The 25,026-nt window shown below is 51.3% G+C and carries 24 protein-coding genes; 19 read left to right on the top strand and 5 right to left on the bottom strand.

What is annotated here, in order from left to right; translation table 11 throughout:
- Positions 1 to 2: 2 nt before the first annotated feature.
- The 8 genes from AB7038_RS14540 to AB7038_RS14505 all read left to right on the top strand — a co-directional run bounded on the left by AB7038_RS14540 (position 3) and on the right by AB7038_RS14505 (position 9,078).
- Positions 3 to 659: a bifunctional precorrin-2 dehydrogenase/sirohydrochlorin ferrochelatase gene (locus tag AB7038_RS14540; RefSeq protein WP_368890079.1), complete on the top strand. Its 657-nt coding sequence runs from the start codon at positions 3 to 5 to the stop codon at positions 657 to 659.
- A 658-nt stretch (positions 660 to 1,317) separates the two neighbouring features.
- A complete protein-coding gene (glmS, locus tag AB7038_RS14535; RefSeq protein WP_072872295.1) occupies positions 1,318 to 1,758 on the top strand; it encodes a methylaspartate mutase subunit S in 441 nt (146 codons plus the stop codon).
- Complete coding sequence (gene glmL / locus AB7038_RS14530; protein WP_368890080.1) at positions 1,758 to 3,149, top strand: methylaspartate mutase accessory protein GlmL; 1,392 nt, start codon at positions 1,758 to 1,760, stop codon at positions 3,147 to 3,149. Before glmS ends, glmL begins: the two co-directional genes overlap by 1 nt.
- A 21-nt stretch (positions 3,150 to 3,170) precedes the next feature.
- Positions 3,171 to 4,616, top strand: a complete 1,446-nt coding sequence (locus AB7038_RS14525) for a methylaspartate mutase subunit E (protein WP_004236125.1) — start codon at positions 3,171 to 3,173, stop codon at positions 4,614 to 4,616.
- On the top strand, positions 4,616 to 5,857 hold the full coding sequence (locus tag AB7038_RS14520; RefSeq protein WP_046892013.1) for a methylaspartate ammonia-lyase: 1,242 nt from the start codon (positions 4,616 to 4,618) through the stop codon (positions 5,855 to 5,857). Before AB7038_RS14525 ends, AB7038_RS14520 begins: the two co-directional genes overlap by 1 nt.
- Positions 5,858 to 5,866: 9 nt before the next feature.
- Entirely contained in the window at positions 5,867 to 7,240 is a 1,374-nt protein-coding gene (locus AB7038_RS14515; protein WP_072872294.1) for an acyclic terpene utilization AtuA family protein, read from the top strand.
- Positions 7,237 to 7,554, top strand: coding sequence for a DUF4387 domain-containing protein (locus AB7038_RS14510; protein ID WP_004236121.1), 318 nt, complete (start codon positions 7,237 to 7,239; stop codon positions 7,552 to 7,554). The genes AB7038_RS14515 and AB7038_RS14510 overlap by 4 nt, the downstream gene beginning before the upstream one ends.
- Positions 7,555 to 7,785: 231 nt before the next feature.
- Positions 7,786 to 9,078, top strand: a complete 1,293-nt coding sequence (locus AB7038_RS14505; protein WP_186850103.1) for a dicarboxylate/amino acid:cation symporter — start codon at positions 7,786 to 7,788, stop codon at positions 9,076 to 9,078.
- A gap of 128 nt (positions 9,079 to 9,206) precedes the next feature.
- On the opposite strand, the gene nirD is transcribed toward AB7038_RS14505, so the two are convergent.
- From nirD to AB7038_RS14480, 5 genes are all read right to left on the bottom strand, one after another.
- Positions 9,207 to 9,542, bottom strand: coding sequence for a nitrite reductase small subunit NirD (gene nirD, locus AB7038_RS14500; protein WP_004239010.1), 336 nt, complete (start codon positions 9,540 to 9,542; stop codon positions 9,207 to 9,209).
- Between the two features lie 2 nt (positions 9,543 to 9,544).
- On the bottom strand, positions 9,545 to 12,085 hold the full coding sequence (nirB, locus tag AB7038_RS14495; RefSeq protein ID WP_369453559.1) for a nitrite reductase large subunit NirB: 2,541 nt from the start codon (positions 12,083 to 12,085) through the stop codon (positions 9,545 to 9,547).
- A 306-nt stretch (positions 12,086 to 12,391) separates the two neighbouring features.
- Positions 12,392 to 13,666 carry an MFS transporter gene (locus AB7038_RS14490; RefSeq protein ID WP_337153050.1) on the bottom strand — a complete coding sequence of 425 codons (1,275 nt, stop codon included), beginning with the start codon at positions 13,664 to 13,666 and terminating at the stop codon, positions 12,392 to 12,394.
- Between the two features lie 84 nt (positions 13,667 to 13,750).
- Positions 13,751 to 14,725 carry a sugar phosphate isomerase/epimerase family protein gene (locus AB7038_RS14485; protein WP_369453558.1) on the bottom strand — a complete coding sequence of 325 codons (975 nt, stop codon included), beginning with the start codon at positions 14,723 to 14,725 and terminating at the stop codon, positions 13,751 to 13,753.
- 17 nt (positions 14,726 to 14,742) lie between these two features.
- Positions 14,743 to 15,453, bottom strand: coding sequence for a UTRA domain-containing protein (locus tag AB7038_RS14480; RefSeq protein WP_369453557.1), 711 nt, complete (start codon positions 15,451 to 15,453; stop codon positions 14,743 to 14,745).
- A 426-nt stretch (positions 15,454 to 15,879) separates the two neighbouring features.
- Here AB7038_RS14480 and eutS point away from each other — a divergent pair, with 426 nt between their 5' ends.
- The 11 genes from eutS to eutH all read left to right on the top strand — a co-directional run bounded on the left by eutS (position 15,880) and on the right by eutH (position 25,024).
- Entirely contained in the window at positions 15,880 to 16,215 is a 336-nt protein-coding gene (eutS, locus tag AB7038_RS14475; protein WP_004236109.1) for an ethanolamine utilization microcompartment protein EutS, read from the top strand.
- A gap of 27 nt (positions 16,216 to 16,242) precedes the next feature.
- The gene (gene eutP / locus AB7038_RS14470) at positions 16,243 to 16,689 is read left to right on the top strand and encodes a EutP/PduV family microcompartment system protein (protein WP_369453556.1); all 447 of its coding nucleotides are present in this window, start codon (positions 16,243 to 16,245) and stop codon (positions 16,687 to 16,689) included.
- Positions 16,690 to 16,701: 12 nt separating this feature from the next.
- Complete coding sequence (gene eutQ, locus AB7038_RS14465) at positions 16,702 to 17,466, top strand: ethanolamine utilization acetate kinase EutQ (RefSeq protein ID WP_369453555.1); 765 nt, start codon at positions 16,702 to 16,704, stop codon at positions 17,464 to 17,466.
- Between the two features lie 11 nt (positions 17,467 to 17,477).
- Entirely contained in the window at positions 17,478 to 18,323 is an 846-nt protein-coding gene (eutT, locus tag AB7038_RS14460; RefSeq protein ID WP_004239002.1) for an ethanolamine utilization cob(I)yrinic acid a,c-diamide adenosyltransferase EutT, read from the top strand.
- Positions 18,313 to 19,335, top strand: coding sequence for a phosphate acetyltransferase (gene pta, locus AB7038_RS14455; protein ID WP_369453554.1), 1,023 nt, complete (start codon positions 18,313 to 18,315; stop codon positions 19,333 to 19,335). The genes eutT and pta overlap by 11 nt, the downstream gene beginning before the upstream one ends.
- 38 nt (positions 19,336 to 19,373) lie before the next feature.
- The gene (eutM, locus tag AB7038_RS14450) at positions 19,374 to 19,667 is read left to right on the top strand and encodes an ethanolamine utilization microcompartment protein EutM (protein ID WP_004236103.1); all 294 of its coding nucleotides are present in this window, start codon (positions 19,374 to 19,376) and stop codon (positions 19,665 to 19,667) included.
- A 144-nt stretch (positions 19,668 to 19,811) separates the two neighbouring features.
- Positions 19,812 to 20,099, top strand: a complete 288-nt coding sequence (gene eutN / locus AB7038_RS14445; protein WP_004236102.1) for an ethanolamine utilization microcompartment protein EutN — start codon at positions 19,812 to 19,814, stop codon at positions 20,097 to 20,099.
- 38 nt (positions 20,100 to 20,137) lie between these two features.
- On the top strand, positions 20,138 to 21,574 hold the full coding sequence (locus tag AB7038_RS14440) for an aldehyde dehydrogenase family protein (protein ID WP_025154312.1): 1,437 nt from the start codon (positions 20,138 to 20,140) through the stop codon (positions 21,572 to 21,574).
- A gap of 98 nt (positions 21,575 to 21,672) precedes the next feature.
- On the top strand, positions 21,673 to 22,518 hold the full coding sequence (eutJ, locus tag AB7038_RS14435) for an ethanolamine utilization protein EutJ (protein ID WP_024472808.1): 846 nt from the start codon (positions 21,673 to 21,675) through the stop codon (positions 22,516 to 22,518).
- Positions 22,508 to 23,710 (top strand): iron-containing alcohol dehydrogenase, encoded by a 1,203-nt coding sequence (locus AB7038_RS14430; protein ID WP_072872282.1) that lies wholly within the window; start codon positions 22,508 to 22,510, stop codon positions 23,708 to 23,710. Before eutJ ends, AB7038_RS14430 begins: the two co-directional genes overlap by 11 nt.
- Positions 23,711 to 23,758: 48 nt before the next feature.
- The gene (eutH, locus tag AB7038_RS14425) at positions 23,759 to 25,024 is read left to right on the top strand and encodes an ethanolamine utilization protein EutH (protein WP_369453553.1); all 1,266 of its coding nucleotides are present in this window, start codon (positions 23,759 to 23,761) and stop codon (positions 25,022 to 25,024) included.
- Positions 25,025 to 25,026 lie beyond the last annotated feature (2 nt).

The raw sequence follows: 25,026 nt of genomic DNA, 5'->3' as shown, positions 1-25,026 counted from the left end.
CTATGCTGCGTTATCCGCTTTTTTGTGATTTACAGGGAAAAACCTGCCTGATCGTGGGGGGAGGGGAAGTCGCCGCCCATAAATGCCGGACACTGTTACAGGCAGGGGCTCATGTTACGGTGATTGCGCGCTGGTTCCACAGTGATTTCACCACACTGGCGGAAAACCCGCATCTGACCCTGACAGAAGCCGCCTTTGATGCCGCACTGTGGCCGCAGGCGTGCTGGCTGGCCTTTGCCGCCACAGACTCGCCGGAGGTGAATCAGCAGGTACTGGAACAGGCCAATGCCCGCCACTGCTTCTGTAACGTCACTGACGCGCCGGAAAGTGCCTCATTTATCTCCCCGGCCACCATTGATGTGCCGCCTGTTCAGATCGCGCTGACCTGCGGCGGAAACCCGGTCTATACACAGTTCCTGAAACACCGTGTCATGCAGGCGATTCCGGCGGATGCTCCGGTGAAACTGCGTGCCGCCGCACGGCTGCGTGAACAGGTAAAAGCCACCAATGCTTCCCGCGATGCCAAACGGCTGTTCTGGCAGAAATTTTTTACCGACACCGCCCTGGAACAACTCCTGCCGCTGGAAGACGAGGAACTGCTGACTGACTACCTCAATTACCTGCTGGCTCAGTTTACCGAAGAGCACGGAACTCACTGAAAAAATAAAACCCCGGCACCGTAATAGCGGTTCCGGGGTAATTATGTGAGCTGAATGGCTTATTTCAGCTATGGAATAACAAAAATAAGACAGTGCTATTATCATATTAATAATAAGTTATTTACTTTTCCGTATCATTTATTTTCTTATTCCTCTGTGGCATTTCGTTGCATACTTTAATAAGATGTTCATCACACTATTTCGTCATTTTTTATCAAAATATATTCATATGGAATATACTATAAAATATAGTTTAAACATTAAAAATTAATTGCTATTTACGGTGAATTTAATAATATAACAATGATCACAAAATCAGGATTGATTTATTTGTCATTAGGTTTAAATAATTGTTAATTAAAGTTTTTGTTTGTTGTTTTTGATGGTATCTATATGATTTTAAATGGAATTTAAGTGTGATCTGCATCGTGTTTTATCCCCCACCGAAAACCATTCCGTTTTTGCAAGATATCCTTACTTTATATCAATTGTTTTTAAATCCCCCGAATTGCACATTATCATCAGTGGAAAGTTAAGGAATTAAATAGGGATGAATACCTGATTTGTACTTAGATACTTTCTTAATTAATACCAAGCGGATTTAACCGGTTTTGTTTTAACTTTAATTCCGAACATTCAGTTTATTTAGAGGTATATCATGCAGAAGCCTACCATTGTTATTGGTGTAATTGGTGCCGATTGCCATGCCGTCGGTAACAAAGTTTTAGATCGCGTATTTTCCCAGCACAATTTTAATGTGATTAACCTGGGTGTCATGGTCAGCCAGGACGAATATATCGACGCCGCTATTGAAACCGGCGCACAGGCAATCGTTGTTTCCTCTATTTACGGTCACGGCGAAGTGGACTGTTTAGGTATGCGTGAGCGCTGCATCGAACGTGGTCTGGGCGAAATTCTGCTGTATGTCGGCGGCAACCTGGTTATCGGTAAACAGGAACCGGCTGAAATCGAGAAAAAATTCAGCGACATGGGCTTTAACCGCGTGTTCTTCCCGAACACAGACCTGGAATACGTCTGCGATATCATGCAAAAAGATATCGAAAAAAGCCCGGCCCGCAAAGAAGGAATGACCGCGTAATGATCAACGTCTCGATAGATATCGGTTCAACCTGGACAAAAGGTGCCGTGTTCGACGTGGGAAGTGATGATCATATTGAATTAAAGAATTATGCCCTGACCCCCACGACGATTGATCATCTGGCAGACGGATTTTTCACTGTACTGAATAAAATCCTCAATGTGTCCGATGCGCGTCCTTTACTGGAAGCCGGGAAAGTTAACATTAACTATTCCTCTTCTGCCAAAGGCGGGTTAGCGGTAGCGGCACTGGGTCTGGTTCCGACGATTACCCTTGAGTCAGCAAAAGTCACTGCTCACTCAGCGGGCGCAAAAGTGTCTCAGCACTTTGCGTACAAGCTCAACCGGACTGATATCCGCAAACTCGAACAGACACCCCCGGATATTTTCCTGTTCACCGGCGGGACGGATGGCGGAGATGTCGGATACGGATTACAAAACGCGAAAATGCTGGCGGAATCCGATCTGAACTGCTCCATCATTTATGCGGGTAACCGTGATATTCAGGACGATATTGCTGAGATCCTCGGCCATAAAGAACTGACTGTCGTTAACAACATTTTACCGAGTCTGGATAGTCCGAACCCGTTTGATGCGCGTAAAGCTATCTGTGACATCTTTCTGAAAAAGATTGTGAAGGGCAAGGGACTGGACGTCATTGTTGAACAGACCGGCGAAGAGCCGCGTCCGACACCATTCTCTGTCTTTGAGTTAGTACAGCAAATCCGTGACAACGTTCCCGGCTGGGAAGAGTTTGTGCTGATGGATATGGGTGGCGCAACGACGGATATTTATTCGTCCTGCAACAACAGCTTACTGCCGGATACCATTTTACACGGGATTCCGGAGCCGAAAGTGAAGCGGACTGTGGAAGGTGACCTTGGTATGCGTGTGTCGGCGGTGATCGCCGGTGAAGCAGGCCGCGAATTAGCCGAAGCGCAGTTTGTGAATCATCCGGAGCAGCTGGATGCTTTTTACCGCTACACCCATTACATCAACGCACATCCCGATTACCTGCCGCAGACAGACGAGGAACGTGTTTATGACCATCTGTTAGCCGGTATTTGTGTCGCACTGGGAACTGAACGCCATGCGGGCACAAAACAGCAGGTGACCACCTGTGCAGGTACGGTGGATTTACAGATTGGCCGTGATTTATCACGGGTCAGCAAAATCATCGGTACCGGCGGCTGGTTGTCGCGGACAGCTGATTTTGACATCAAACAGTATATGCGGTACCGCAAATTCGATAACAAAGGCCGTCAGATTCTGCTGCCGGACGAATTTGAGTACTACCGGGATTCACAAGGGTTATTTCCTCTGTTAGCCAACGTCGCCTGCCGGTATCCGAAAGCAGCAGCTCAGACCGGCGTGCAGATTTTGACCAGATAGCAAGATTATTGGAGCCATTAAATGGAACTGAAGAATAAAAAAATTGCAATCGACGACTTCATGGCCGAGCGCAAAGACGTATTAAAGACCTGGGTGACAGGGAAAGACGTGGAAAACTTTGAAGATGGCGTCAAATATCAGGCGACTATCTCTGAAGATAAAAACTTTGCCAAAAAATTATTCGAAGCTGACCGCGACGGCATCACATTAAGCCAGCCGCGTGCAGGTGTTGCCTTAATCGAAGAGCACATCGAGCTGCTGAAAAAACTGCAGAAAGAGTGTGACCTGCTGCCGACCACTATCGATGCGTATACCCGTCTGAACCGTTATGAAGAAGCGGCAGTCGGTATCCAGAAATCTGTTGAAGCCGGTACATCCAAACTGAACGGCCTGCCGGTGGTTAACCACGGTGTTGCAGCCTGCCGTCACATCACTGAATCCCTGGATAAACCACTGCAGATCCGTCACGGGACTCCGGATGCACGTCTGCTGTGTGAAATCTCCATGGCGAGTGGTTTCACCAGTTACGAAGGCGGCGGTATCTCCTATAACATCCCTTACGCAAAACGCGTCACCCTGGAAAAATCCATCCGTGACTGGCAGTACTGCGACCGCGTAATCGGTTTATATGAAGAAAACGGTATCCGTATCAACCGCGAACCATTCGGTCCGTTAACCGGTACGCTGATCCCGCCATTCATTTCCCACACTGTGGCAATTATCGAAGGTCTGGTGGCGCTGGAGCAGGGCGTTAAATCCATCACCGTCGGTTACGGCCAGGTCGGTAACTTAGTGCAGGATATCGCGGCAATCCGCTCCCTGCGTGAACTGTCTCATGAATACTTCCGCGCTTACGGCTACGAAGATTATGAGCTGAGTACCGTATTCCACCAGTGGATGGGCGGTTTCCCTGAAGATGAATCCCGTGCGGCAGCAGTTATCTCCTGGGGTGCGGCGGTTGCCGGTATGTCCGGTGCAACCAAAGTAATCACCAAGTCTCCGCATGAAGCATTCGGTATCCCGACTGCGGAAGCGAACTGCCAGGGCCTGCGTGCCTCCAACCAGATGCTGAACATGGTCCGCGACCAGAAATTCCCGCCGTGCAAAGACGTGGATCTGGAAGTGGAACTGATTAAACGCGAAGTCCGCGCAGTGATGAAGAAAGTCCTTGAACTGGGTAACGGCGATATTGCTGTCGGTACTGTCCGCGCATTCGAAGCCGGTGTTCTGGATATTCCGTTCGCTCCTGCGATGTGTAACTCCGGCAAGATGATGCCTATCCGCGACAACAACGGCGCAATCCGTGTGTTCGACGCAGGCGCGGTTCCGCTGCCGGATGACGTTCTGTCCATGCACCATGATTTCGTTGCCGAGCGTGCCCGCGAAGAGGGTCGTGAAGCTTCATTCCAGATGATTATTGATGATATTAACGCAGTATCTCACAGTAAATTAGTAGGAAGACCATAATGAAAATTAAACAGGCATTGTTCACGGCGGGTAACTCATCCTTCTATTTTGACGACCAGCAGGCTATCAAAGACGGCGCAGGTCACGACGGTTTCGTTTACACCGGTAAGCCGGTCACTCCGGGCTTTACCGCAGTGCGTCAGGCGGGTGAGTGTGTGTCAGTCCAGTTAATCCTGGAAAACGGTTCAGTGGCAATGGGTGACTGTGCCGCAGTTCAGTACTCCGGTGCGGGTGGTCGTGACCCGTTATTCCTGGCGGAAAACTTCATTCCGTTCCTGGAAAAACACATCAAACCGCTGCTGGAAGGCCGTGATGTCAGTGAGTTCCGCAATAACGCTAAGTTCTTCGATGAACTGAAAGTGGAAGGCAAACAACTGCATACCGCTATCCGTTATGGTCTGTCCCAGGCTCTGCTGGATGCAACCGCACTGGCAAGCAACCGTCTGAAAGCTGAAGTTGTGTGCGACGAGTGGCATCTGCCGGTTGTGGCTGACCCGATTCCTCTGTTTGGTCAGAGTGGTGATGACCGTTACAACGCTGTGGACAAAATGATCCTCAAACACGTTGACGTTCTGCCGCACGGCCTTATCAACAACGTGGATGAAAAACTGGGCCGTCAGGGTGAAAAACTGCGCGCTTATGTTGAGTGGCTGGCCAAGCGTATCGTTGAGTTACGTACAGAAGACACTTACAAACCGTCTCTGCACATCGACGTTTACGGCACCATCGGTTTAATTTTCGACAAAGATCCGATTCGTTGCGCAGAGTACATCGCAAGTCTGCAGGAGCAGGCCGGTGATCTGGAACTGTACATCGAAGGTCCGGTTGACGCAGGTAACAAACCAGACCAGATCCGCCTGATGAAAGGCATTATGGATCATCTGAAAAAACTGGGTTCCAAAGTCAAAATCGTTGCTGACGAATGGTGTAACACCTGTCAGGACATCATCGACTTCACGGATGCCGGCTGCTGTGACATGGTTCAGATCAAAACTCCGGACCTGGGTTCTGTTCACAACATAGCTGACGCGGTGCTGTACTGCCAGAAACACGGTATGGAAGCATACCAGGGCGGTACCTGTAACGAAACCGACGTCAGTGCGCGTACCTGTGTGCATATCGCGATTGCGACACGTCCGATGCGTATGCTGATCAAGCCGGGTATGGGCTTCGATGAAGGTATGAACATTGTTCATAACGAAATGAACCGCACACTGGCTGTACTGAAAGCAAAAGCATAAGGAAGCATTATGTCCAGGACATTTAAAATCCTGTCCCCTACTGCCATCCTGGGGTACGGATTTCCGGAAGAGAGTTTTATGAAGGCGATGGAAGAATCGCCGGATCTTATCGCCGTCGACGCCGGGTCTTCTGACCCGGGTCCTCACTACCTCGGTTCCGGTAAAGCCTTTACCGACCGTGCCGGGGTAAAACGCGACCTGCGTTATATGCTGAAAGCCGGTGTGAAAAACAATATTCCGGTTGTCGTCGGAACTGCCGGTGGCTCAGGCGCACAGCCGCATCTGGAATGGTGCCGTGAAATCATTCTGGAACTGGCAAAGGAAGAAGGTCTGTCATTTAAGATGGCCCTGATCCCGGCGGACATTGAGAAGAAAACGGTTCACGAAGCGCTGGATGCAGGCAAAATCACGCCGCTGGCGTTTGTGCCTGAACTGACGCATGAAGTGATCGACGAAAGTACCTATATCGTTGCTCAGATGGGTGTCGAGCCGTTCCAGGAAGCACTGGCAGCCGGTGCACAGGTTGTTCTGGCCGGCCGTGCTTATGACCCTTGCTGCTTCGCGGCACTGCCGATTATGAAAGGATTCGACGAAGGTCTGGCACTGCACTGCGGTAAGATTCTGGAGTGTGCGGCAATCGCAGCCACCCCGGGTTCCGGCTCCGACTGTGCAATGGGTATTATCGACGAAACCGGTTTCACCCTGAAAGCATTCAACCCGATCCGTAAGTTTACGGACACCTCAGCAGCGGCTCACACCCTGTATGAGAAATCCAACCCGTATGTATTACCGGGACCGGGCGGCGTGCTGGATCTGAAAGAGTGTAAGTTTGAAGATCTGGGTAACGGACAGGTTCGTGTAACCGGTTCACGCCATGTATCAACACCGTATACCGTTAAACTGGAAGCGGCACGTCCGGTCGGTTACCGCACCATCACTATCGCCGGTACGCATGACCCTATCATGATCGCCGGTATGGATAAGATTCTGGTGGAAGTGCGTAAAAGTGTTGAGAAAAACCTCAGCATCGACCCGGACAGTGTGAAAATGAATTTCCATCTGTACGGTAAAAACGGTGTGATGGGTGACGCAGAACCTGAAACTGTCACCAAGAGTTATGAGCTGGGTATTTTACTGGATGTTGTTGCTCCTACCCAGGAGCAGGCGGACAGTATCTGTTCCCTGGCACGTTCCACTATGCTGCACTACGGGTATGATGGCCGTATCGCCACCGCAGGCAACTTAGCCTTCCCGTTCTCTCCGTCGGATATCCGTGCCGGTAAAGTGTATGAGTTCTCCATCTATCATCTGATGGAATACACCCCGGATATTAAATTCCAGTTCCGTATGGAGAATGTAACACCTGAAGGAGTGGCGAAATGAAAAAGTCAATTTTAGAATTAGCCAAAGTTGTGCGTTCTAAAAACTCCGGTCCGTATGAAATTGTGATGGATATTTTATTCAAGGATAAAGAAACTTATACCGCGGTAAAAAATTCAAAACAATTTAATAAAGACTTAGTCGCCGGTCTGTATTGTGTGAAACCTGACTTTATCGATAATATTGTCTGGTTTGACCCGGCGAACGCTGTGAAAATTGTAATGCCGAGACATATTGTTTCTGGTGCTGTCGGAGATACCGATGTTTATGGTGCCCAGCAACATGCGCCTTTATTAAAAATGGAATTTGATATTTAACAATATCACTCATTCAATATCTCATTAGTACGACAACTCGGTGTGGCGTGCGGGTATCCCCGCGCTCCACATCGATTTCAGAAACAGAAATCGTCATTTTTCTCAGTGTGATGTATAAAATTATTTAATATTTAAAGCCACGGAAGGCTGGGTAAAAATAACTGAAATAAAATTTCAGAGGATATTAAGTAAGTTGAGAATAAATGCGACCCAACACAGAATGGAATTATTATGAAATCGAAGAGTTTAACCACTTGGATAGTCATTGGTCTTATTGTCGGTGTGATTGTCGGCTTCAGCTTTAATGAAATGGCATCTGCTGAATTTAATAAGGTCTATGCAAAAGATATTTCGATTATTACCGATATCTTCTTACGCCTGATTAAAATGATTATCGCCCCATTGATTATATCAACATTGGTTGTTGGTATCGCGAAAATGGGTGATGCGAAAACGTTAGGTCGTGTTTTTTCTAAAACACTGTTCTTATTTATCTGCGCATCTTTTATCTCAATCCTGTTAGGTCTGGTTATTGTTAACCTGTTCCAGCCGGGCGCAGGTATTAACTTCGTTGCGGATACTGCCGCTGCGGTTGAAGGTATGGTGGAACCTGTTCCTTTCTCCTTCAAAACCTTTATTGCTCATGCGATTCCGACCAGTATCGTTGATGCAATGGCGCGTAACGAAATTCTGCAAATCGTTGTATTCTCAATCTTTATGGGTATCAGCCTCTCCGCTATCGGTGAGAAAGGCCTGCCGATTGTGAATGTGCTGGAATCCCTCGTCAGCCTGATGCTGAAATTAACCGGTTACGTCATGCTGTTCGCTCCGCTGACTGTATTTGCCGCTATCTCCGGTATGATCGCTGAGCGTGGTCTGGGTGTACTGGTCAGTGCCGGTATCTTCATGGGTGAATTCTACTTCACACTGGCGATGCTGTGGGTGATTCTGATTGGTCTGGCTGCGGTGGTTGTCGGTCGTTGTATCTTCCGTCTGACCAAAGGTATCACTGAACCTGCACTGCTGGCATTCACCACATCAAGTTCTGAAGCGGCATTCCCGGGAACCCTGGAAAAACTGGAAGAGTTCGGTGTTTCCAACAAGATTGCCAGCTTCGTACTGCCAATCGGTTATTCCTTTAACCTTGTTGGTTCAATGGCTTACTGTTCATTCGCAGTTATCTTTATCGCTCAGGCATGTAACATCACCCTGTCTATGGGTGAGCAGGTTACCATGCTGCTGATTCTGATGCTGACCTCCAAAGGGATGGCGGGTGTACCGCGTGCATCTCTGGTGGTTATCGCGGCGACGCTGAACCAGTTTAACATTCCGGAAGCGGGTCTGATTCTGCTGATGGGTGTGGATCCGTTCCTCGACATGGGCCGCTCTGCCACTAACGTGATGAGTAATGCTATCGGTGCCGCAATGGTCGGTCGCTGGGAAGGTGAGCACTACGGTGAAGGCTGCCGCGGAAAACCAAAGTCAGTCATTGAACCTCCGGTGTCACAGGCAACATCAGCCTGACCGGGCGTTCAGAATAAACAAGACAGGCGCGGTACAAGGGATGCAGATACCGCGCAACAATAAAAAATCAGTTTTATGTATTAAGCGCAAAATGCCCTCAGTCATTTTGCGCTTTTTTTTGTATGGAGTTACTGCGGCACTGCGGAAACACTCACCGTTCCATCCGTCACCTTAACCGCAAAGGCGGCGACGGAATAGGCGGCGTCTTCCGCACATAAGCCGTCTGTCAGCCGGAAACGCTGTTTTTTCAGCGGGCTGACAATCCACAGTGCGCCGTCATGCTCTGCAATTAATCCGCGCGACAGCACGCTGGCCTGCGCAAAGGGGTCGATATTACTCAGGGCGAAAATGCGCTCGTCCGGATAAGGACGAAACAGTGCTACCTGTTCACCCTTTACCAGCGCACACACCCCGGTTCCCGGGGTGATATCACTGACCTGACAAACCGTAATCCATTGACTCATCATTATTCCTCCCCGATCAGAGTGACCGCAATCCGCTCTTCCGGGCGGGCCGGACGATGTTGTAAGCGCTCACTTACCATTTGCACATTCGGATCCGGCAGCGGGCTGTTAACGAAGTGACTGAAGCGTTTGCGGGCATGCGGGTTGTTCACTGTTTCCTGCCACTCGCAGATCACCTTTTCGCGCAACTGCGCCAGTTCCTGTTCCAGTTGTGTATTGAGCCCCAGTTTGTCGCTGACAATCACATCCCGCAAATAATCAATCCCGCCTTCGAGGCTTTCGAGCCAGGTGGATGTCCGGCTGAGTTTGTCGGCGGTGCGGATGTAAAACATCATAAAGCGGTCGATGTAGCGTATCAGGGTCTCTTTATCAAGGTCAGCCATCAGCAGATCGCCGTGGCGCGGTTTCATGCCGCCGTTTCCGCAGACATACAGGTTCCAGCCTTTGTCGGTGGCGATAATCCCGATATCTTTGCCCTGCGCCTCAGAACACTCGCGGGTGCAGCCCGAGATACCGAATTTCATTTTATGCGGGGTGCGGATGCCTTTATAACGGTGTTCCAGCTCAACGCCCAGCGCGGTGCTGTCACCGACCCCGAACCGGCACCATGCCGTGCCGACACAGGTTTTCGCCATCCGCAGTGCTTTGGCATAGGCGTGCCCGGTTTCAAATCCGGCGGCGATCAGTTTTTCCCAGATAGCCGGTAAATCCTGCTTTTGCGCCCCGAACATCGCAATGCGCTGTGAGCCGGTAATTTTGGTATACAGATGATATTCCTGCGCAACCGCACCGATGGCCAGCAGACCTTCCGGGGTAATTTCGCCTCCCGGTGAGCGCGGGATCACCGAGTAGGTGCCGTCCTTCTGCATATTAGCGAGGAAATTATCGTTGGTATCCTGTAACGGTACCAGATCGTCGCGGAGAATATAGTCATTCCGGCAGGAGGCGAGCAGGGAACCGATAGTGGGTTTGCATACTTCACAGCCGTAACCTTCGCCATAACGGCCCAGCAGCTCATCAAAGGTTGTGATTTTCTCCACACGGATCAGGTGATACAACTCCTGGCGTGAATACGCAAAATGCTCACAGAGGTGATGATTCACCTCAATACCCAGATTGGTCAGTTCGGCATTCAGTACCTGTGTGATCAGCGGAACACATCCGCCACAGCCGGTTCCGGCTTTGGTTTCCGCTTTGATATCCGCAACCGTCTGGCAACCGTTATGAATGGCCTGAATAATGTCTCCTTTGGTAACATCAAAACAGGAGCAGATTTGCGCGCTGTCCGGCAGGGACTCCACGCCGATTGCCGGTTTGCTGCCGGCGTGGGCAGGCAGGATCAGAACATCCGGATTTTCCGGCAGTTCGATACGGTTCAGTGCCAGTTGCAGCAGATTGCCGTAGTCTTCGGTATCCCCGACCAGCACCGCACCCAGCAGATATTTATTATCGTCGCTGACAATCAGCCGTTTATAAACCTCATTGGCTTCATCGAGATAAATATAACTGTGACAGCCGTCGTCTGTCGCATGTGTATTGCCGATACCACCGACATCCACACCCAGCAGTTTCAGTTTTGCGCTCATATCCGCGCCGGTAAACTGATTTTCCTGCCCCAGCAGATGATCCGCCGCCACCTGTGCCATTTTGTAGCCCGGAGCCACCAGTCCGTAAGTTCTGCCGTGCCATGATGCGCACTCCCCGATTGCATACACATCCGGGTCAGATGTCTGACACTGGTCGTTAATCACCAGACCACCGCGCTCCGCCACGGCCAGTCCGCACTGGCGGGCAAGCCGGTCGCGCGGGCGGATCCCGGTGGAGAAAACGACAAAATCAGTCTCCAGCGACGAACCATCGGCAAAATGCAGCACTTTGCGGCTCTCTCCGCTGCCGGATACGGTAATTTCCGTGGTGTTTTTGCCGGTATGTACCGTTACACCCATCCGCTCAATTTTTTGTTTCAGCTGTTCACCGCCGAGCGCATCGAGCTGTTCTGCCATCAGGACCGGCGAAAACTCAATAACGTGGGTCTCAATACCCAGATTTTTCAGGGCCCCGGCGGCCTCCAGTCCCAGCAGACCGCCGCCGATCACCACACCTTTACGGCTGCGGCGGGCACAGGCTTCAATGGCATTGAGATCTTCAATCGTCCGGTAAACAAAACAGTCGCGGGTATCACTGCCTTTGATCGGCGGGATCCACGGATAAGAGCCGGTCGCCATCACCAGTTTGTCGTAATGCACGGTGCGGCCGGTATTAGTATGCAACACCTTTTCCCGGCGGTTAACGGTAATCACCCGCTCATTGATTAATACCGAAATATTGTGTTTTTCATAGAAACCGGGTTTAACCAGGGATAGTTCTTCCGCCGTATGATGAGAAAAATAGGAGGAGAGATGCACGCGGTCATAAGCGACACGCGGCTCTTCGCAGAATACGGTGATATCGAACTGTCCGGCGTCCGCTTTATCGGTAAGCTCTTCGGTAAAGCGGTGGCCGACCATACCGTTACCAATGATTGCTAACTTGACGTTGCTCATTTCAGCCTCAGATTTTGTGTGGATTAAGGCTAAAAATACGGCGATCCCGGTTTTTCTCATTGATGTATATCAAATGCAGCTTAATCAATTCAGCTTATGTAATTCATTGCTTTAAATAATTTTTGTCAATACTCCTTAAGGGGTAGTGATGTATTGGTTTTTCAATCGGTTATTTTACGGCATATGACACCGTTCCCTGATTAAAAGAAATATATTTAACTGAAGGGAGATATCTGAAATAACCATCCGGAAAACAGAAACGGATAACACCACCATATATCAGGGGATGTTATCCGTACGGAATGATTAGTGAGAGGATGCCATCATGTCAGCGCGTGCTTTGCGGTTTTTAATACTGATAATCAGAATACCGGAAGCGAAAGCGCCGCAGCAGGCAAACAATGCCATCAGGCCGAACACGATTTTGTAACCAGTCATGCCCGGATAGCTGTCGAGAATATGGCCGTAGAGGCTGAAGCAGAACATCGCCGGGGCATAACCGATAAAGCTGCCCAGTGCCATTGCGGCCCCGGTGCTGGATTCTTTGATATTGGCTTCACCAATTGGTGCGAAGAAAATCGCGCGCTGAGTGAAAACAATGGTACCGAAGCCCAGTGTGCAGACCATACCCAGATACACCGGCATACTTTCGTGCGGCAGGAAAATAAAGGTGACCAGGACAATCACACTGATAATAAAGGTATAAAACAGGTATTTGGTCGGTGATTTTAAAATCTTATCCGCGATTAATCCGCCGATTGGGCCACCGACCATTTTCAGGCAATACTGATTCAGAATACCGTAAATACCGACCAGTGCGACAGGCAGTGCGTAGATATTACTCAGGAACGGGATAAAGAACGTCAGTCCGCAATATACCGCGTAGACAAAGAAAATACTCAGGGCAATCAGCCAGACGGTGCCGTCTTTTAATACCGCGCTGACACCGGGTTTTTTCTCTTTATTTTCACCTGATTCATTCACCGGTTCGGTGACGGCGTGTTTATCATCTTTCAGGAACAGGAAAATAATACCGCCGACCAGAATGGCCACGCCGGAGTAAAATAAGATCCCCATTTTAAAACCGAGATAACCGCTGCCGAACCAGGCAAAGACCGCAAGGGCGGAGAAGGCCACCACGGTATCGACCACACCACGACCGGTTTCAAAGAAGCCGAATATCCGGCCCTGCTGTGAGCTGTTGCCCAGCAGACTGACGGATTTTAATAATACCGGCCAGTTGAGCATATCGCAGGTGACACCAAATAATGCCCAGACAAATAAAATGCCCCAGTAGCCCGGCATGGTGGATAAATACACACCCAGAAGACCGGTTGCAATTAATGAGAATGAAATTGTCAGACGACGCGGTAATTTGTCAGAAAAATAAATAGATAAAAAGAAACCAATGGTTGTTACAATTGAGTTAACTGACATGGCATTACCAATCTGACCATTTGTCAGATGGAAATATTCCTGCATCGGAACATAAAAGGCATCTTTCAGTGACGGTAATTTATAGATAGTCCCGCCGCACAGAACTAACAGGCTGAATATAGCCCATCTTTTTTTATCAAGCATAGTGTGCCTCCCGACCAGAAAATAAATTCCGGCCAGTATTGAGTGTAGTGTTTAAATTTAATGGTGTGTAGTGCTGATGTTTTTTTATTTTTCAGTAACGGCGATTGCCTCTGATTTTATTTCATTAATAATTTTACGGACATAAAGCAGCTGATTGACTGCATCTTCTTTTTCACGGGTGAGACGTTCTTCAATTTCATTTTCAGGTAACGGTGTTTCACTCAGCTGACGCCACGGGATCCACGGATCATTTCCTTCATTTTTAAAACGGAAGGCCGGGGCATAATAATCCACTTCTTCTTCCAGTCCGTAGGAAATAACCTGCGGTTTCTCTTCACCCAGACATATTAACGCCTGCAGCATCTCTTTAAACGGCAGATTACCTTCCCCGGAACGGCAGGCGGTATGGCCGAAACCGTCACCTTCTTCCAGAATCACCGCATCCTTGATATGCACCTGAGTAATATGATCCTGCATGACTGCCAGGGCTTCCATCGGTAATTCACAGGCATTAATCATATTGCCGAAGTCAAATAACAGCGTCAGTTGCGGGAAATCAGCCTCTTGTATCAGCTTAACCAGTTCGTGGCTTTTTAAATCTTCATGCTGTTCCAGAACAAATGTCAGACCGGAGTACTGATAGTGTGTTTTTAAATAACCGATATCTGCGGAAATACGGCGCAGCACTTCAGACAGCGCACCTTCATAGCGCGGATAAAAACGGACAGAACTTGCTCCGGTTTTCAGTGCGATTCTGACAGCATCATCCAGGGTTTTATTATCAGAGGCGCTGGTTTCGATATTAATATCCAGATGATAACGTTTTGCTTTTTCTGCAAATGCGTCAAGCTGATCATCGGTCATAGTGGAAAGCGATTGCGTTTCGCCATCCAGCACATGTATTTTGACGCCCGGTAAATGCTGTTCGTTTGCAATATCAAGTAAGTCACCCGGTAATATCTTTTCAAAACGCATATTCAGATGATAGGCGTAGGCGTGCAGATATAACGGTAATTGATCTGCACGTTCAATAATCCGGCGGGCATCATCAGTATTCATGATTCAGATTCCTGTGTCTAAAGCTCAACAAAAAAATAAACAGATTCAAACCGCCAGTATTCAATGTCGATCTGAACAATATTATGTTCCGCATCACAGCGGTATTTTTCCACCCGGATACCCGGGGAATTTGCGGTACAGCCGATGGCTTTGCTGGCTGCTTCCGGTATCCGCGCAGGTTTGAAAGCCAGCCGGGCTGTCGTTGTGATGATGTTATATTCGTTTTCCCAGATAGCCGCAAAAGAGTGGTTATCCAGTTTTTCCGCAAAATCCGGGGCAACAGACGGATTAATGTACGTCTGGTGCCAGAAAACTTTATGGCCGTCCAGTGCGCCCCAGCCGCTGATACAGCACACCGGATCGCCGGCGGCCAGTCCCAGTGCTCCGGTGATTTCTGCCGGAACGCCGGTGAGCATCTGCTTGTCTGTGTATTCCCACGATGGCAGACGACCCTGTGCCCTGGCAGCCTGGTTGAAGCTCGCCGGGGATTTCGGGTTGTAATTAAATTTCGGCAGCGCGGCAAACCAGCCGCTGCGGTTCTTACGGAAAATTTTCCCGTCACTTTCCAGACTGAGTAACGCCTGACGCAGTGACATCCGGTTGACGCCGAGTTGTTCGGTCAGCGGACGTTCGGCAGGCAGTTTGTCGCCGGGGGCGATAACGCCGGCGGTCAGCATGGCATCGAGTTGTTCTCTGGCAAGATCAGTTGCAGTTTGTGTTGTTTTCATCGGATGATCCTTTTTGGTTTAAACCAGATTGGTTTATACGTTACGTGAGTGTCATGATCCGTTCAAGTGAGCCATGCGGGGATAATGTCAATTTGAGAGTTACCTCACACAATAAAATACAGAAATAAAAAAAGCAGAACCGGTTTTAATAAGTGAATGTTTTTACCGTTACATTTCTTATTTTCCGGAAAATGACGTTATGAGAATACCTTATTTATCGTAAATTTATCTTTTTTGTCACAATAGCGCCACTGTCAAACCGTACTATTCCATTTCTGTGTTCTTCCGGTGTTAAAAATTAACAATTCTGTCAATTAGTGATCTGTTTCAACATTTAATCGTGGTTGCCGATTTTTGTTATCCCCTTTTTCAGAGTGTGACTAGGATTGAATCAATTCTTATGAGGAGAGTGACGAGGTAAGCACGATGGAAAAGGAACGTATTATCCAGGAATTTGTTCCCGGCAAACAGGTCACGCTGGCGCATCTGATTGCGCATCCGGGCAGTGATCTGGCGAAAAAAATCGGGGTTCCCGGTGCTGAAGCCATCGGCATTATGACGCTGACACCCGGCGAAACCGCAATGATTGCGGGTGATCTTGCCACAAAGGCCGCTGGTGTGGACATCGGCTTTCTTGACCGTTTCACCGGTGCTCTCGTGATTTACGGCTCTGTCGGCGCAGTGGAAGAAGCATTAATCCAGACTGTACGCGGGTTAAGCCAGCTCCTCAATTATGCCGTTTGTGATATCACCCGCAGCTGAGCGGGTGCAGTTAAGGATGCCGTCTGAATGAAACGAATTGTGTTTGTGGGTGATGTGGGTGCAGGAAAAACGACATTATTCAATGCGTTGCAGGGGGATTTTGATCTTGCGCGTAAAACACAGGCGATTGAGTTCAATGATGAGGGCAGTGTTGATACACCGGGTGAATATTTCAGCCATCCCCGTCTCTACCACGCGCTGATTAATACGCTGGCAGATTGTGATGTGCTGATTTATGTCCACGCGGCAAATAACCCGGAGTGCCGGATCCCAGCCGGGTTACTCGATATCTATCCCCGTATGCGCCGCTTTGCGGTTATCAGCAAAGCCGATGCACCGGATGCGGATGTGCCCGCCGTGTGCGAGCTGCTCTCCACGCGGGGATTTGAGGAACCGTTACTTGCCATCAACAGCCTTGATCCTGATGACGTCCTGAAAGTGAAACAGTTTTTGGCCACAGCCGACAGCCAATAAGAGGAATATCCGATGAAGAAACTAATAACGGCCAATGACATCCGGGAAGCACACGCAGCGGGCAAAACCCGTCTGGATGTGGTGCTGAAAGAGAGCATTGTCACGCCGGAAGCCCATGTTGTGGCTGAACAATTGGGCTTTGTGATTTGTGAGGTGGATGCCGCGCAGAACAGCGCACCGGTCGCCGCACCGCTGGCCGCAACCGCCGGAACAGAACCCAATATTTCATCCGCAGAGCGTCAGAAAATCCGCGAGTGCATTATCGCGCAGCTGCCTGATGGCAATGTCACCGAAACCCTGATTGCACAACTGGTCGATAAAGTGGTGCAGGAGCGTATCGCGCAGATTAAAGCGAAAGTGGCGGCATTCAAACCGGCGGAAGAGAACACCGATACCCCGAATACCCAGAGTTACCGCAGTGTCACCGGCAAAGGCGGCATTAAAGTGGTCGACAGCAGCTCGGTGAAATTCGGTAATTTTGATGGTGCGGGCCCGCACCGTGTCGGGATTGCGGATCTGATCACCGCGCAGGACAACAGCAGCATGGCGGCCGGGTTTATGCAGTGGGAAAACGCATTCTTCCCGTGGACCCTGAATTACGACGAAGTGGATCTGGTTCTGGAAGGCGAGCTGCATGTGCGCCATCAGGGCGAAACCATGATCGCGAAAGCCGGTGATGTGATGTTTATCCCGAAAGGCTCCGCGATTGAGTTCGGCACACCATCCACTGTCCGCTTCCTGTATGTGGCCTGGCCGGCTAACTGGCAGGATTGCTGAGGGGTATCGCCATGACCTTTATCACTGAAGACTGGCTGCGGGATAACTTTACGCTGAGCGAAGGCAGTGAAATTCATCTGCCTGCCGACAGCCGGATGACACCATCCGCCCGCGAGCTGATCGAAAGCCGCCGTTTACAGGTGAAATTTCAGGATAAACAAGGTCGTCTGTTTGTGGAAACGCCGGATGAGTCCGGTAAAACCGAAACGGCTGTCCCTGACCTGAAAGCGGTACACGGGTTAACCAGTAAGGATAAAGCGGATGTCGCGGCCTGCGAATTATGCCATCAGCCGGTGGCGAAAAAGCCGGACACGCTGACACACCTTAACGGCCACACCATGGTGGCGAAAAATGATCCGCGCCTGGCGTTCCGCGCCGCGCTGGATGCCACTATCGCTGAAGCTGTCTGGTTACAGACTGAATTTGCACAGACGCCGCTGAAAGGCTGGCTGGCGGATATCCGCTCTGTGCTCGGCAATATTATGCGCGCCGATGCGCTCAATGAACCGCTCGGAGAGCAGAGTATTGCGGATCTGAACGCGGATGAGCTGCACAAGCTGTCCCATAATCCGCTGAAATACCTGGGTCATGATCATATCGTTCCGGATGTGAGTCACGGCCGTGATGCGGCGGCGCTGAATCTGCTGCGGACCAAAGTCCGTGAAACGGAAGTCAGTGCGGCACGTATTTATATCGATTGTTATTTTCAGGTCATCCGTCCTGACATTATGCAGGCGCTTAACCGCCTCTCCAGTGCGGTGTATGTCCTGATGGTGATGGTGGTGCGCGAAGGCGGTGTAATGACTACACAGGCACTGAAACAGGCACTGATGCAAGGGGGAACACATGCTCATTGAACGATGCCGTCAGCAGGCAAAACTGAACCCGCCGCGGGTGGTTCTGCCGGATGCGCTGGATGAGCGCGTGATCCACGCCGCCCGTTATCTGAAACAAAATGGTCTGGCGGAGCCCGTTCTGCTGGCAAACCCGTTTGCGCTGCGTGATTTCTCGCTGCGTACCGGTGTCATTATGGACGGTCTGACGACGATTGATCCGGACAGTGCGGATGAGTGGCGTGCAGAGTTTGCGGATGCCATCACCGCGCGCCTCGGCGAAAAAGCCCCGGAAGATGCGGATGAGGCCATGCGTCAGCCGCTGTGGTTCGGTGCCGCCATGGTTGCCGCCGGAAAAGCGGATTTATGTGTGGCGGGGAATATCTCGTCAACTGCCGCTGTTCTGCGGGCCGGGCTGAAAGTGATCGGCCTGAAGCCGGGCGTGAAAACATTATCATCTATTTTCATCATGTTGCCGCCGGGAACGGAAGGCAATGTACTGGGTTTCGCTGATTGCAGTGTCGTACCTCAACCCACTTCTGCACAGCTGGCGGATATTGCGCTGAGCAGTGCGGAAACATTTACGGCAATCACCGGTGAAACCGCGCGTGTGGCGATGTTGTCTTTTTCAACAGCAGGCAGCGCGAAACATCCTAATGTGGCGATGGTGCAGCAGGCGGTGGAAATCATTCATGCGCGCGCTCCGCAGTTACAGGCAGATGGTGAATTGCAGTTCGACGCGGCATTTGTGCCGGGCGTCGCTGCGCAGAAAGCCCCCGACAGTGAGTTAAAGGGGCGGGCAAATGTCATGGTCTTTCCGTCACTGGAAGCAGGCAATATCGGTTACAAGATTGCCCAGCGTCTCGGCGGTTACCGGGCACTCGGTCCGCTGATTCAGGGATTAAATGCACCGGTGCATGATTTGTCACGCGGCTGTAATGCCCGCGACATTATTGAACTGGTGCTGGTAGCACAAACACAGTTAGCTCAGGCCGGACAACCTGTCCGCTGCACTGAAGCAGAAAGCGTTATTTAAACCGGTCCCTGATGGGATCTCAATGAGAGGAAAATATCATGGAAGCATTAGGACTGATCGAAACTAAGGGTCTGGTTGCATTAATCGAAGCATCCGATGCGATGGTCAAAGCAGCACGCGTTAAATTAGTCGGTGTTAAACAAATCGGCGGTGGTCTGGTAACAGCCATGGTGCGCGGTGATGTTGCAGCATGTAAAGCAGCGACTGACGCAGGTGCGGCAGCAGCTCAGCGTATCGGTGAACTGGTCTCTGTACACGTTATTCCTCGTCCGCATGGCGATCTGGAAGAAGTGTTTCCTATCAAAATGTCCGGCGATAAATCAATCGATTAATCGTTATTAGCGTGGCGTGCTTCTGACGCCACGCGATTTTAATCTCCCCGGTTTTTTTGCTGTCACTCAGACGGCAGGGGATTTTTTTACCTGAAATCCGTAGCCGGCTGTATTCAGGCTGCTGAAATATAAAGAGAGGTGAACATGAAACTGGCTGTCGTTATCGGACAAATCGTGTGCACCGTGCGTCATCCCGGACTGGAATCCGACAAATTACTGCTGGTGGAAATGATTGACCGCCAGGGGCGTCCTAACGGTGAGGTGGCCGTCGCAACCGACAGTATCGGTGCGGGTAATGGTGAATGGGTGCTGATCGTCAGCGGAAGTTCGGCGCGGCGTGCTCAGAGCAAAGAAGCGTCACCGGTCGATCTCAGCATCATCGGCATTGTGGATGAGGCCGTTATGGAAAGTCAGGTGATTTTTCATAAATAAATCGCCGCAACGAGTCACAGAAAGAGGCGTGGGTGAATATGGATCAGAAAGAAATTGAGAATGTGGTAAAAGCGGTTCTGGCCAGCATGAGTGCGGGCACACAACCGGCGGCTGCATCAGCGGCACCACAGCAGGCGGCAGCCTCACAGAATAACGGTTTCGGGGTGTTTGAATCCCTGGATGATGCCGTTCTTGCCGCCAAAGAAGCACAAAAATCATTAAAAACCGTTGAAATGCGTAATCTCTGCATCGGCGCAATCCGCCGTGCGGCAACCGAACATGCCCGCGAACTGGCGGTTCTGGCTGTTGAAGAGACCGGCATGGGCCGCGTGGAAGATAAACTCGCGAAGAACTTAGCACAGGCAAACGGCACCCCGGGTGTTGAGTGTCTGCGTCCTGAAGTGTTAACCGGCGACCACGGTTTAACCTTAATCGAAAATGCGGCATGGGGTGTTATCGCCTCTGTCACACCATCCACTAACCCGGCAGCGACGGCAATCAACAATGCCATCAGCATGATCGCCGGGGGGAACAGTGTGATTTTCGCACCGCATCCGGCAGCGAAAAAAGTCTCACAGCGCACTATCACCGTTCTGAACGAAGCCATTGTTGCCGCAGGCGGCCCGAACAACCTGCTGGTGACTGTCGCCAAACCGGATATCGAAACCGCACAGCGTTTATTCAAATATCCGGGGATCGGCCTGCTGGTCGTGACCGGGGGTGATGCGGTGGTGGAATCCGCCCGCAAACACACCAACAAACGTCTGATCGCTGCCGGTGCCGGTAACCCGCCGGTCGTGGTGGATGAAACTGCCGATATCGAACGTGCGGCGAAAGCCATTGTTCACGGTGCATCATTCGATAACAACATCATTTGTGCGGATGAAAAAGTGCTGATTGCGGTTGACTGCATTGCAGACAAACTGATCACCGAAATGCAGCGTAATCACGCGGTATTACTGACCCGCGAACAGAGCGAGAAGCTGATCCCGGTTCTGCTGAAAAATGTTGATGAAACCGGCCACGGCACTGTCAGCCGCGACTGGGTCGGCCGTGATGCAGCGAAAATTGCCGCCGCTATCGGTATGACTGTGCCGGCAGATACCCGTCTGCTGATCGCGGAAACCGACTGCAAACATCCGTTTGCCGTCACCGAACTGATGATGCCGGTTCTGCCGATCATCCGCGTGAAAGATGTGGATCAGGCCATTGACCTGGCGGTGAAACTGGAAGGCGGTTGCCATCATACCGCCGCGATGCATTCCAATAACATCAGCAACCTGAACCGCATGGCGAATGCCATCGATACCAGTATTTTCGTGAAAAACGGACCGTGTATTGCCGGTCTGGGACTGGGCGGCGAAGGCTGGACAACCATGACGATCACCACACCAACCGGTGAAGGTGTGACCTGTGCGCGGACGTTCGTCCGTCTGCGCCGCTGCACCATGGTGGATTCATTCCGCATCGTGTAAGCCGCTGCGGTGGGGCCTGCGGGCTTCACCGCTTTTTTCCCGGTTAGTGTGAGTTGTTCACGTTAACCCTGACGTTATGTTTTAAACCGGAGGAACCAATGGTTCAACGCAATCAGGAATGGCTGGCATCGCGCTTACAGCGGGCAGCGGAAATCTGTAATCAGCCGCAGGCGGGTGATCACAAAGATGCGCCGTTGTGGCTGGGGATCGATCTCGGTACCTGTGATGTGGTGTCCATGGTGGTGAATGCGGAAGGTCAGCCGGTCGCGGTGTGCCTGGACTGGGCAGATGTGGTGCGCGACGGTGTGGTCTGGGATTTCTTCGGTGCGGTAAAAATCGTTAATAAGCATCTGGATGTGCTGGAAAAACAGTTCGGTTTCCGGTTTGAGGTGGCGACAACGTCATTCCCGCCGGGAACAGACCCGCGTATTTCCGTGAATGTGCTGGAATCCGCCGGTCTGGTGGTTGCCAGAGTGCTGGATGAGCCGTCTGCAGTCGCTGACATGATGGGGCTGGATAAGGCTGCCGTTGTGGATATCGGCGGCGGTACCACCGGGATCGCGATTGTGCAGAAGGGCGAAGTGACCCGCTCCGGCGACGAAGCCACCGGCGGCCACCATATTTCCCTGACCCTGGCGGGTAACCAGCGCATTGAGCTGGAAGATGCCGAGCAGATGAAGCGTGAGCGCGGTGAAAGCATCTGGCCGGTTATTCGTCCGGTATACGAAAAAATGACGGATATCGTTGACGATCATATCCGCGGTGAGGACGTGACCGAACTGTGGCTGGCGGGCGGCTCCTGTATGCAGCCCGGTGTGCAGCCGCTGTTTCAGGCGCGTTTTCCGCATCTTACCGTGGTACTGCCACAGCATTCTATTTTTATGACGCCGCTGGCGATTGCCGTCTGCGGTGTGTCTCAGGGAGAAAACCGTCATGCCGGATAATCGTTTACCCGCGGCTGAGGTTCAGTCCGCTATCTATCAGGCGCTTGATTTGGTGAATGCCCGTCAGGTGCGTGAGTTTTCTGTCCCGCCGACCACATTAATCGGCCCGGGTGCTGTCGGCCGCAGCGGGGATGTTCTCGCGGAGCGCGGAATTAAGCACGTTTTTATTATGGTGGACGGCATGCTGTTACAGGCCGGTCTGACTGATGTGCTGGAGCGCAATCTGAGCCGCAGCGGTATTGCGTATGAAATCTGGCCGTGCCCGCCGGGCGAGCCGATGGATAAAGATGTGTTCCGTACCGTTGAGCATCTGCTGAAAGTGCAGTGTGACGGCATTATTGCCCTCGGCGGCGGGTCGGTGCTGGATGCGGCGAAAGCCGTGGCGGTGCTGGCTGCCAATCCGGATCTGCCGCTGGCTGATATGATGCCGGGTGCGGCGCTCAATCCGCGTCTGCCGTTTATCGCTATCCCGACCACTGCCGGTACCGGTTCGGAAGCGACCAATGTTTCCGTGATTATTACTGCGGAAAACCATATCAAACTGGTGCTGGCACACAGCCAGTTACTGCCTGATCTCGCCATTATTGATGCCTGTCTGACACTCGGTGTTCCGCCGCATGTGACAGCAATGACCGGTATCGATGCGTTAACACATGCGATTGAAGCGTATGTGGCGAGCAACGTCACGCCGCTGACTCAGGCGCTGGCACTGCGGGCGATCTCCATGATCAGCCACGCGCTGCCGATCGCTGTCGGTCAGGGGCATGATATCAAAGCCCGTGAGGACATGATGCTGGCTTCCTATATGGCCGGGATGGCGTTCTCCAATGCCGGTCTGGGGCTGTGCCACGCGATGGCGCATCAGATTGGCGCGGCATACAACATTCCGCACGGCAAGGCTAATGCCGTCATGCTGCCGCAGGTAATGCGTTTTAACCGCCTGGTCTGCAAACAGGCGTACAGCGAAATTGGTCATGCGCTGACTCAGCGGCCGATGACCGACATGGAGGCCATTGAGGCCGTGGAACAACTGATCAGTGACGTGGAACTCGCGCAGACGCTGCCATCCCTGGGCGGAAAACGTGAGGATTTCGAGGGTTTTGCCAAAGCGGCATTGCAGGATATCTGCATCAAAACCAATCCGCGCGCGGTCACAGCGGCTCAGATAACGGCGATTTACGAGTCAGCCTGAGTCAATCAATAAGAACAGCCTGCGCGACAGGCACGGAAGGAGAAGGGTATGGGCATTAATGAAATCATCATGTACATCATGATGAGTTTTATGCTGATAGCAGCCGTGGATCGTATCTTCAGCCAGTTCGGTGGCTCAGAGGCAATCCTCGGTAAAATCGGCCTGGGTAAAGTCGGGAAAGGCATTGCCGGTTCCGGTGAACAGTTCGAAGAAGGCTTTATGGCAATGGGGGCGCTGGGTCTGGCAATGGTCGGTATGACCGCGCTGGCACCGGTGATCGCCATGCTGCTCGGGCCGGTGATTATTCCTGTCTATGAAATGCTGGGTGCGAACCCGTCTGTGTTTGCGGGCAGTATTCTGGCTATCGATATGGGCGGCTTCTTCCTCGCGAAAGAGTTGTCCGGCGGTGATGTGGCAGCGTGGTTATATTCCGGCGTACTGCTGGCATCCATGATGGGTGCGACCATGGTGTTCTCTATCCCTGTTGCGCTGGGCATTATTGAGAAGAAAGATCGCCGCTTCCTGGCACTCGGTGTGCTGGCGGGTATCGTGACCATTCCGGTCGGCTGTATCGCCGGTGGTCTGGTGGCGAAATTCTCCGGGGTGGAAATTGACGGTCAGGTCGTGGATTTCAGCATGACCATGCTGCTGGTCAATATGATCCCGGTGATTATCGTGGCGGCGCTGGTGTGCCTCGGTCTGAAATTCATTCCTGAGAAAATGATCAACGGCTTCCAGATCTTCGCCAAAATCCTTGTCGGTATCATCACTATCGGCCTGGCGGCGGCAGTAGCGAAGTTCACGGTGGGCTGGAACCTGATCCCGGGCCTTGATCCGATTTTTATGGCGGAAGGTGATGTGCCGGGCCAGGTGATGCGCGCCATCGAAGTTATCGGTTCTATCTCTGCGGTGCTGTTAGGGGCGTACCCGATGGTGCTGCTGCTGACCCGCTGGTTTGAAAAATCCTTTATGAAGATCGGCAGCCTGCTGAAAATCAACAACATGGCCGCAGGCGGTATGATCGCGACTCTTGCGAACAACATCCCGATGTTCGGCATGATGAAGAAAATGGATACCCGCGGCAAAATCATCAACTGTGCATTCTCCGTATCCGCAGCCTTTGCGCTGGGTGACCACCTGGGCTTCGTGGCCGCCAACATGGCTCCGATGATCTTCCCGATGATTGCAGGGAAAATTATCGGCGGTATCACTGCGATTTTTGTGGCCATCATGATGATGCCGAAAAATATTGAGCAGGAAGATGCCGCTGCGGCCGCTGAAGCTGCTGCTGAAAGCGCCGCAGAGGAGAAATAAGC

The sequence above is a fragment of the Morganella morganii genome (assembly GCF_041099235.1).
GTDB classification, from domain to species: Bacteria; Pseudomonadota; Gammaproteobacteria; order Enterobacterales; family Enterobacteriaceae; genus Morganella; species Morganella morganii_E.
The sequence above is the reverse complement of the archived record's forward strand: the minus strand, read 5'-3'. Positions and strand labels throughout refer to the sequence as shown.

Excerpts from the sequence above, each read along its gene's own strand:
- AB7038_RS14515 (WP_072872294.1), top strand. The coding sequence starts at position 5,867 with ATGTCCAGGACATTTAAAATCCTGTCCCCTACTGCCATCCTGGGGTAC.
- AB7038_RS14525 (WP_004236125.1), top strand. The coding sequence starts at position 3,171 with ATGGAACTGAAGAATAAAAAAATTGCAATCGACGACTTCATGGCCGAG.
- eutT (WP_004239002.1), top strand. The coding sequence starts at position 17,478 with ATGACCTTTATCACTGAAGACTGGCTGCGGGATAACTTTACGCTGAGC.
- glmL (WP_368890080.1), top strand. The coding sequence starts at position 1,758 with ATGATCAACGTCTCGATAGATATCGGTTCAACCTGGACAAAAGGTGCC.
- pta (WP_369453554.1), top strand. The coding sequence starts at position 18,313 with ATGCTCATTGAACGATGCCGTCAGCAGGCAAAACTGAACCCGCCGCGG.
- eutM (WP_004236103.1), top strand. The coding sequence starts at position 19,374 with ATGGAAGCATTAGGACTGATCGAAACTAAGGGTCTGGTTGCATTAATC.
- nirB (WP_369453559.1), bottom strand. The coding sequence starts at position 12,085 with ATGAGCAACGTCAAGTTAGCAATCATTGGTAACGGTATGGTCGGCCAC.
- AB7038_RS14490 (WP_337153050.1), bottom strand. The coding sequence starts at position 13,666 with ATGCTTGATAAAAAAAGATGGGCTATATTCAGCCTGTTAGTTCTGTGC.
- AB7038_RS14485 (WP_369453558.1), bottom strand. The coding sequence starts at position 14,725 with ATGAATACTGATGATGCCCGCCGGATTATTGAACGTGCAGATCAATTA.
- eutQ (WP_369453555.1), top strand. The coding sequence starts at position 16,702 with ATGAAGAAACTAATAACGGCCAATGACATCCGGGAAGCACACGCAGCG.
- eutN (WP_004236102.1), top strand. The coding sequence starts at position 19,812 with ATGAAACTGGCTGTCGTTATCGGACAAATCGTGTGCACCGTGCGTCAT.
- AB7038_RS14430 (WP_072872282.1), top strand. The coding sequence starts at position 22,508 with ATGCCGGATAATCGTTTACCCGCGGCTGAGGTTCAGTCCGCTATCTAT.
- glmS (WP_072872295.1), top strand. The coding sequence starts at position 1,318 with ATGCAGAAGCCTACCATTGTTATTGGTGTAATTGGTGCCGATTGCCAT.
- AB7038_RS14540 (WP_368890079.1), top strand. The coding sequence starts at position 3 with ATGCTGCGTTATCCGCTTTTTTGTGATTTACAGGGAAAAACCTGCCTG.
- eutH (WP_369453553.1), top strand. The coding sequence starts at position 23,759 with ATGGGCATTAATGAAATCATCATGTACATCATGATGAGTTTTATGCTG.
- AB7038_RS14440 (WP_025154312.1), top strand. The coding sequence starts at position 20,138 with ATGGATCAGAAAGAAATTGAGAATGTGGTAAAAGCGGTTCTGGCCAGC.
- nirD (WP_004239010.1), bottom strand. The coding sequence starts at position 9,542 with ATGAGTCAATGGATTACGGTTTGTCAGGTCAGTGATATCACCCCGGGA.
- AB7038_RS14520 (WP_046892013.1), top strand. The coding sequence starts at position 4,616 with ATGAAAATTAAACAGGCATTGTTCACGGCGGGTAACTCATCCTTCTAT.
- eutP (WP_369453556.1), top strand. The coding sequence starts at position 16,243 with ATGAAACGAATTGTGTTTGTGGGTGATGTGGGTGCAGGAAAAACGACA.
- AB7038_RS14505 (WP_186850103.1), top strand. The coding sequence starts at position 7,786 with ATGAAATCGAAGAGTTTAACCACTTGGATAGTCATTGGTCTTATTGTC.
- eutJ (WP_024472808.1), top strand. The coding sequence starts at position 21,673 with ATGGTTCAACGCAATCAGGAATGGCTGGCATCGCGCTTACAGCGGGCA.
- AB7038_RS14510 (WP_004236121.1), top strand. The coding sequence starts at position 7,237 with ATGAAAAAGTCAATTTTAGAATTAGCCAAAGTTGTGCGTTCTAAAAAC.
- AB7038_RS14480 (WP_369453557.1), bottom strand. The coding sequence starts at position 15,453 with ATGAAAACAACACAAACTGCAACTGATCTTGCCAGAGAACAACTCGAT.
- eutS (WP_004236109.1), top strand. The coding sequence starts at position 15,880 with ATGGAAAAGGAACGTATTATCCAGGAATTTGTTCCCGGCAAACAGGTC.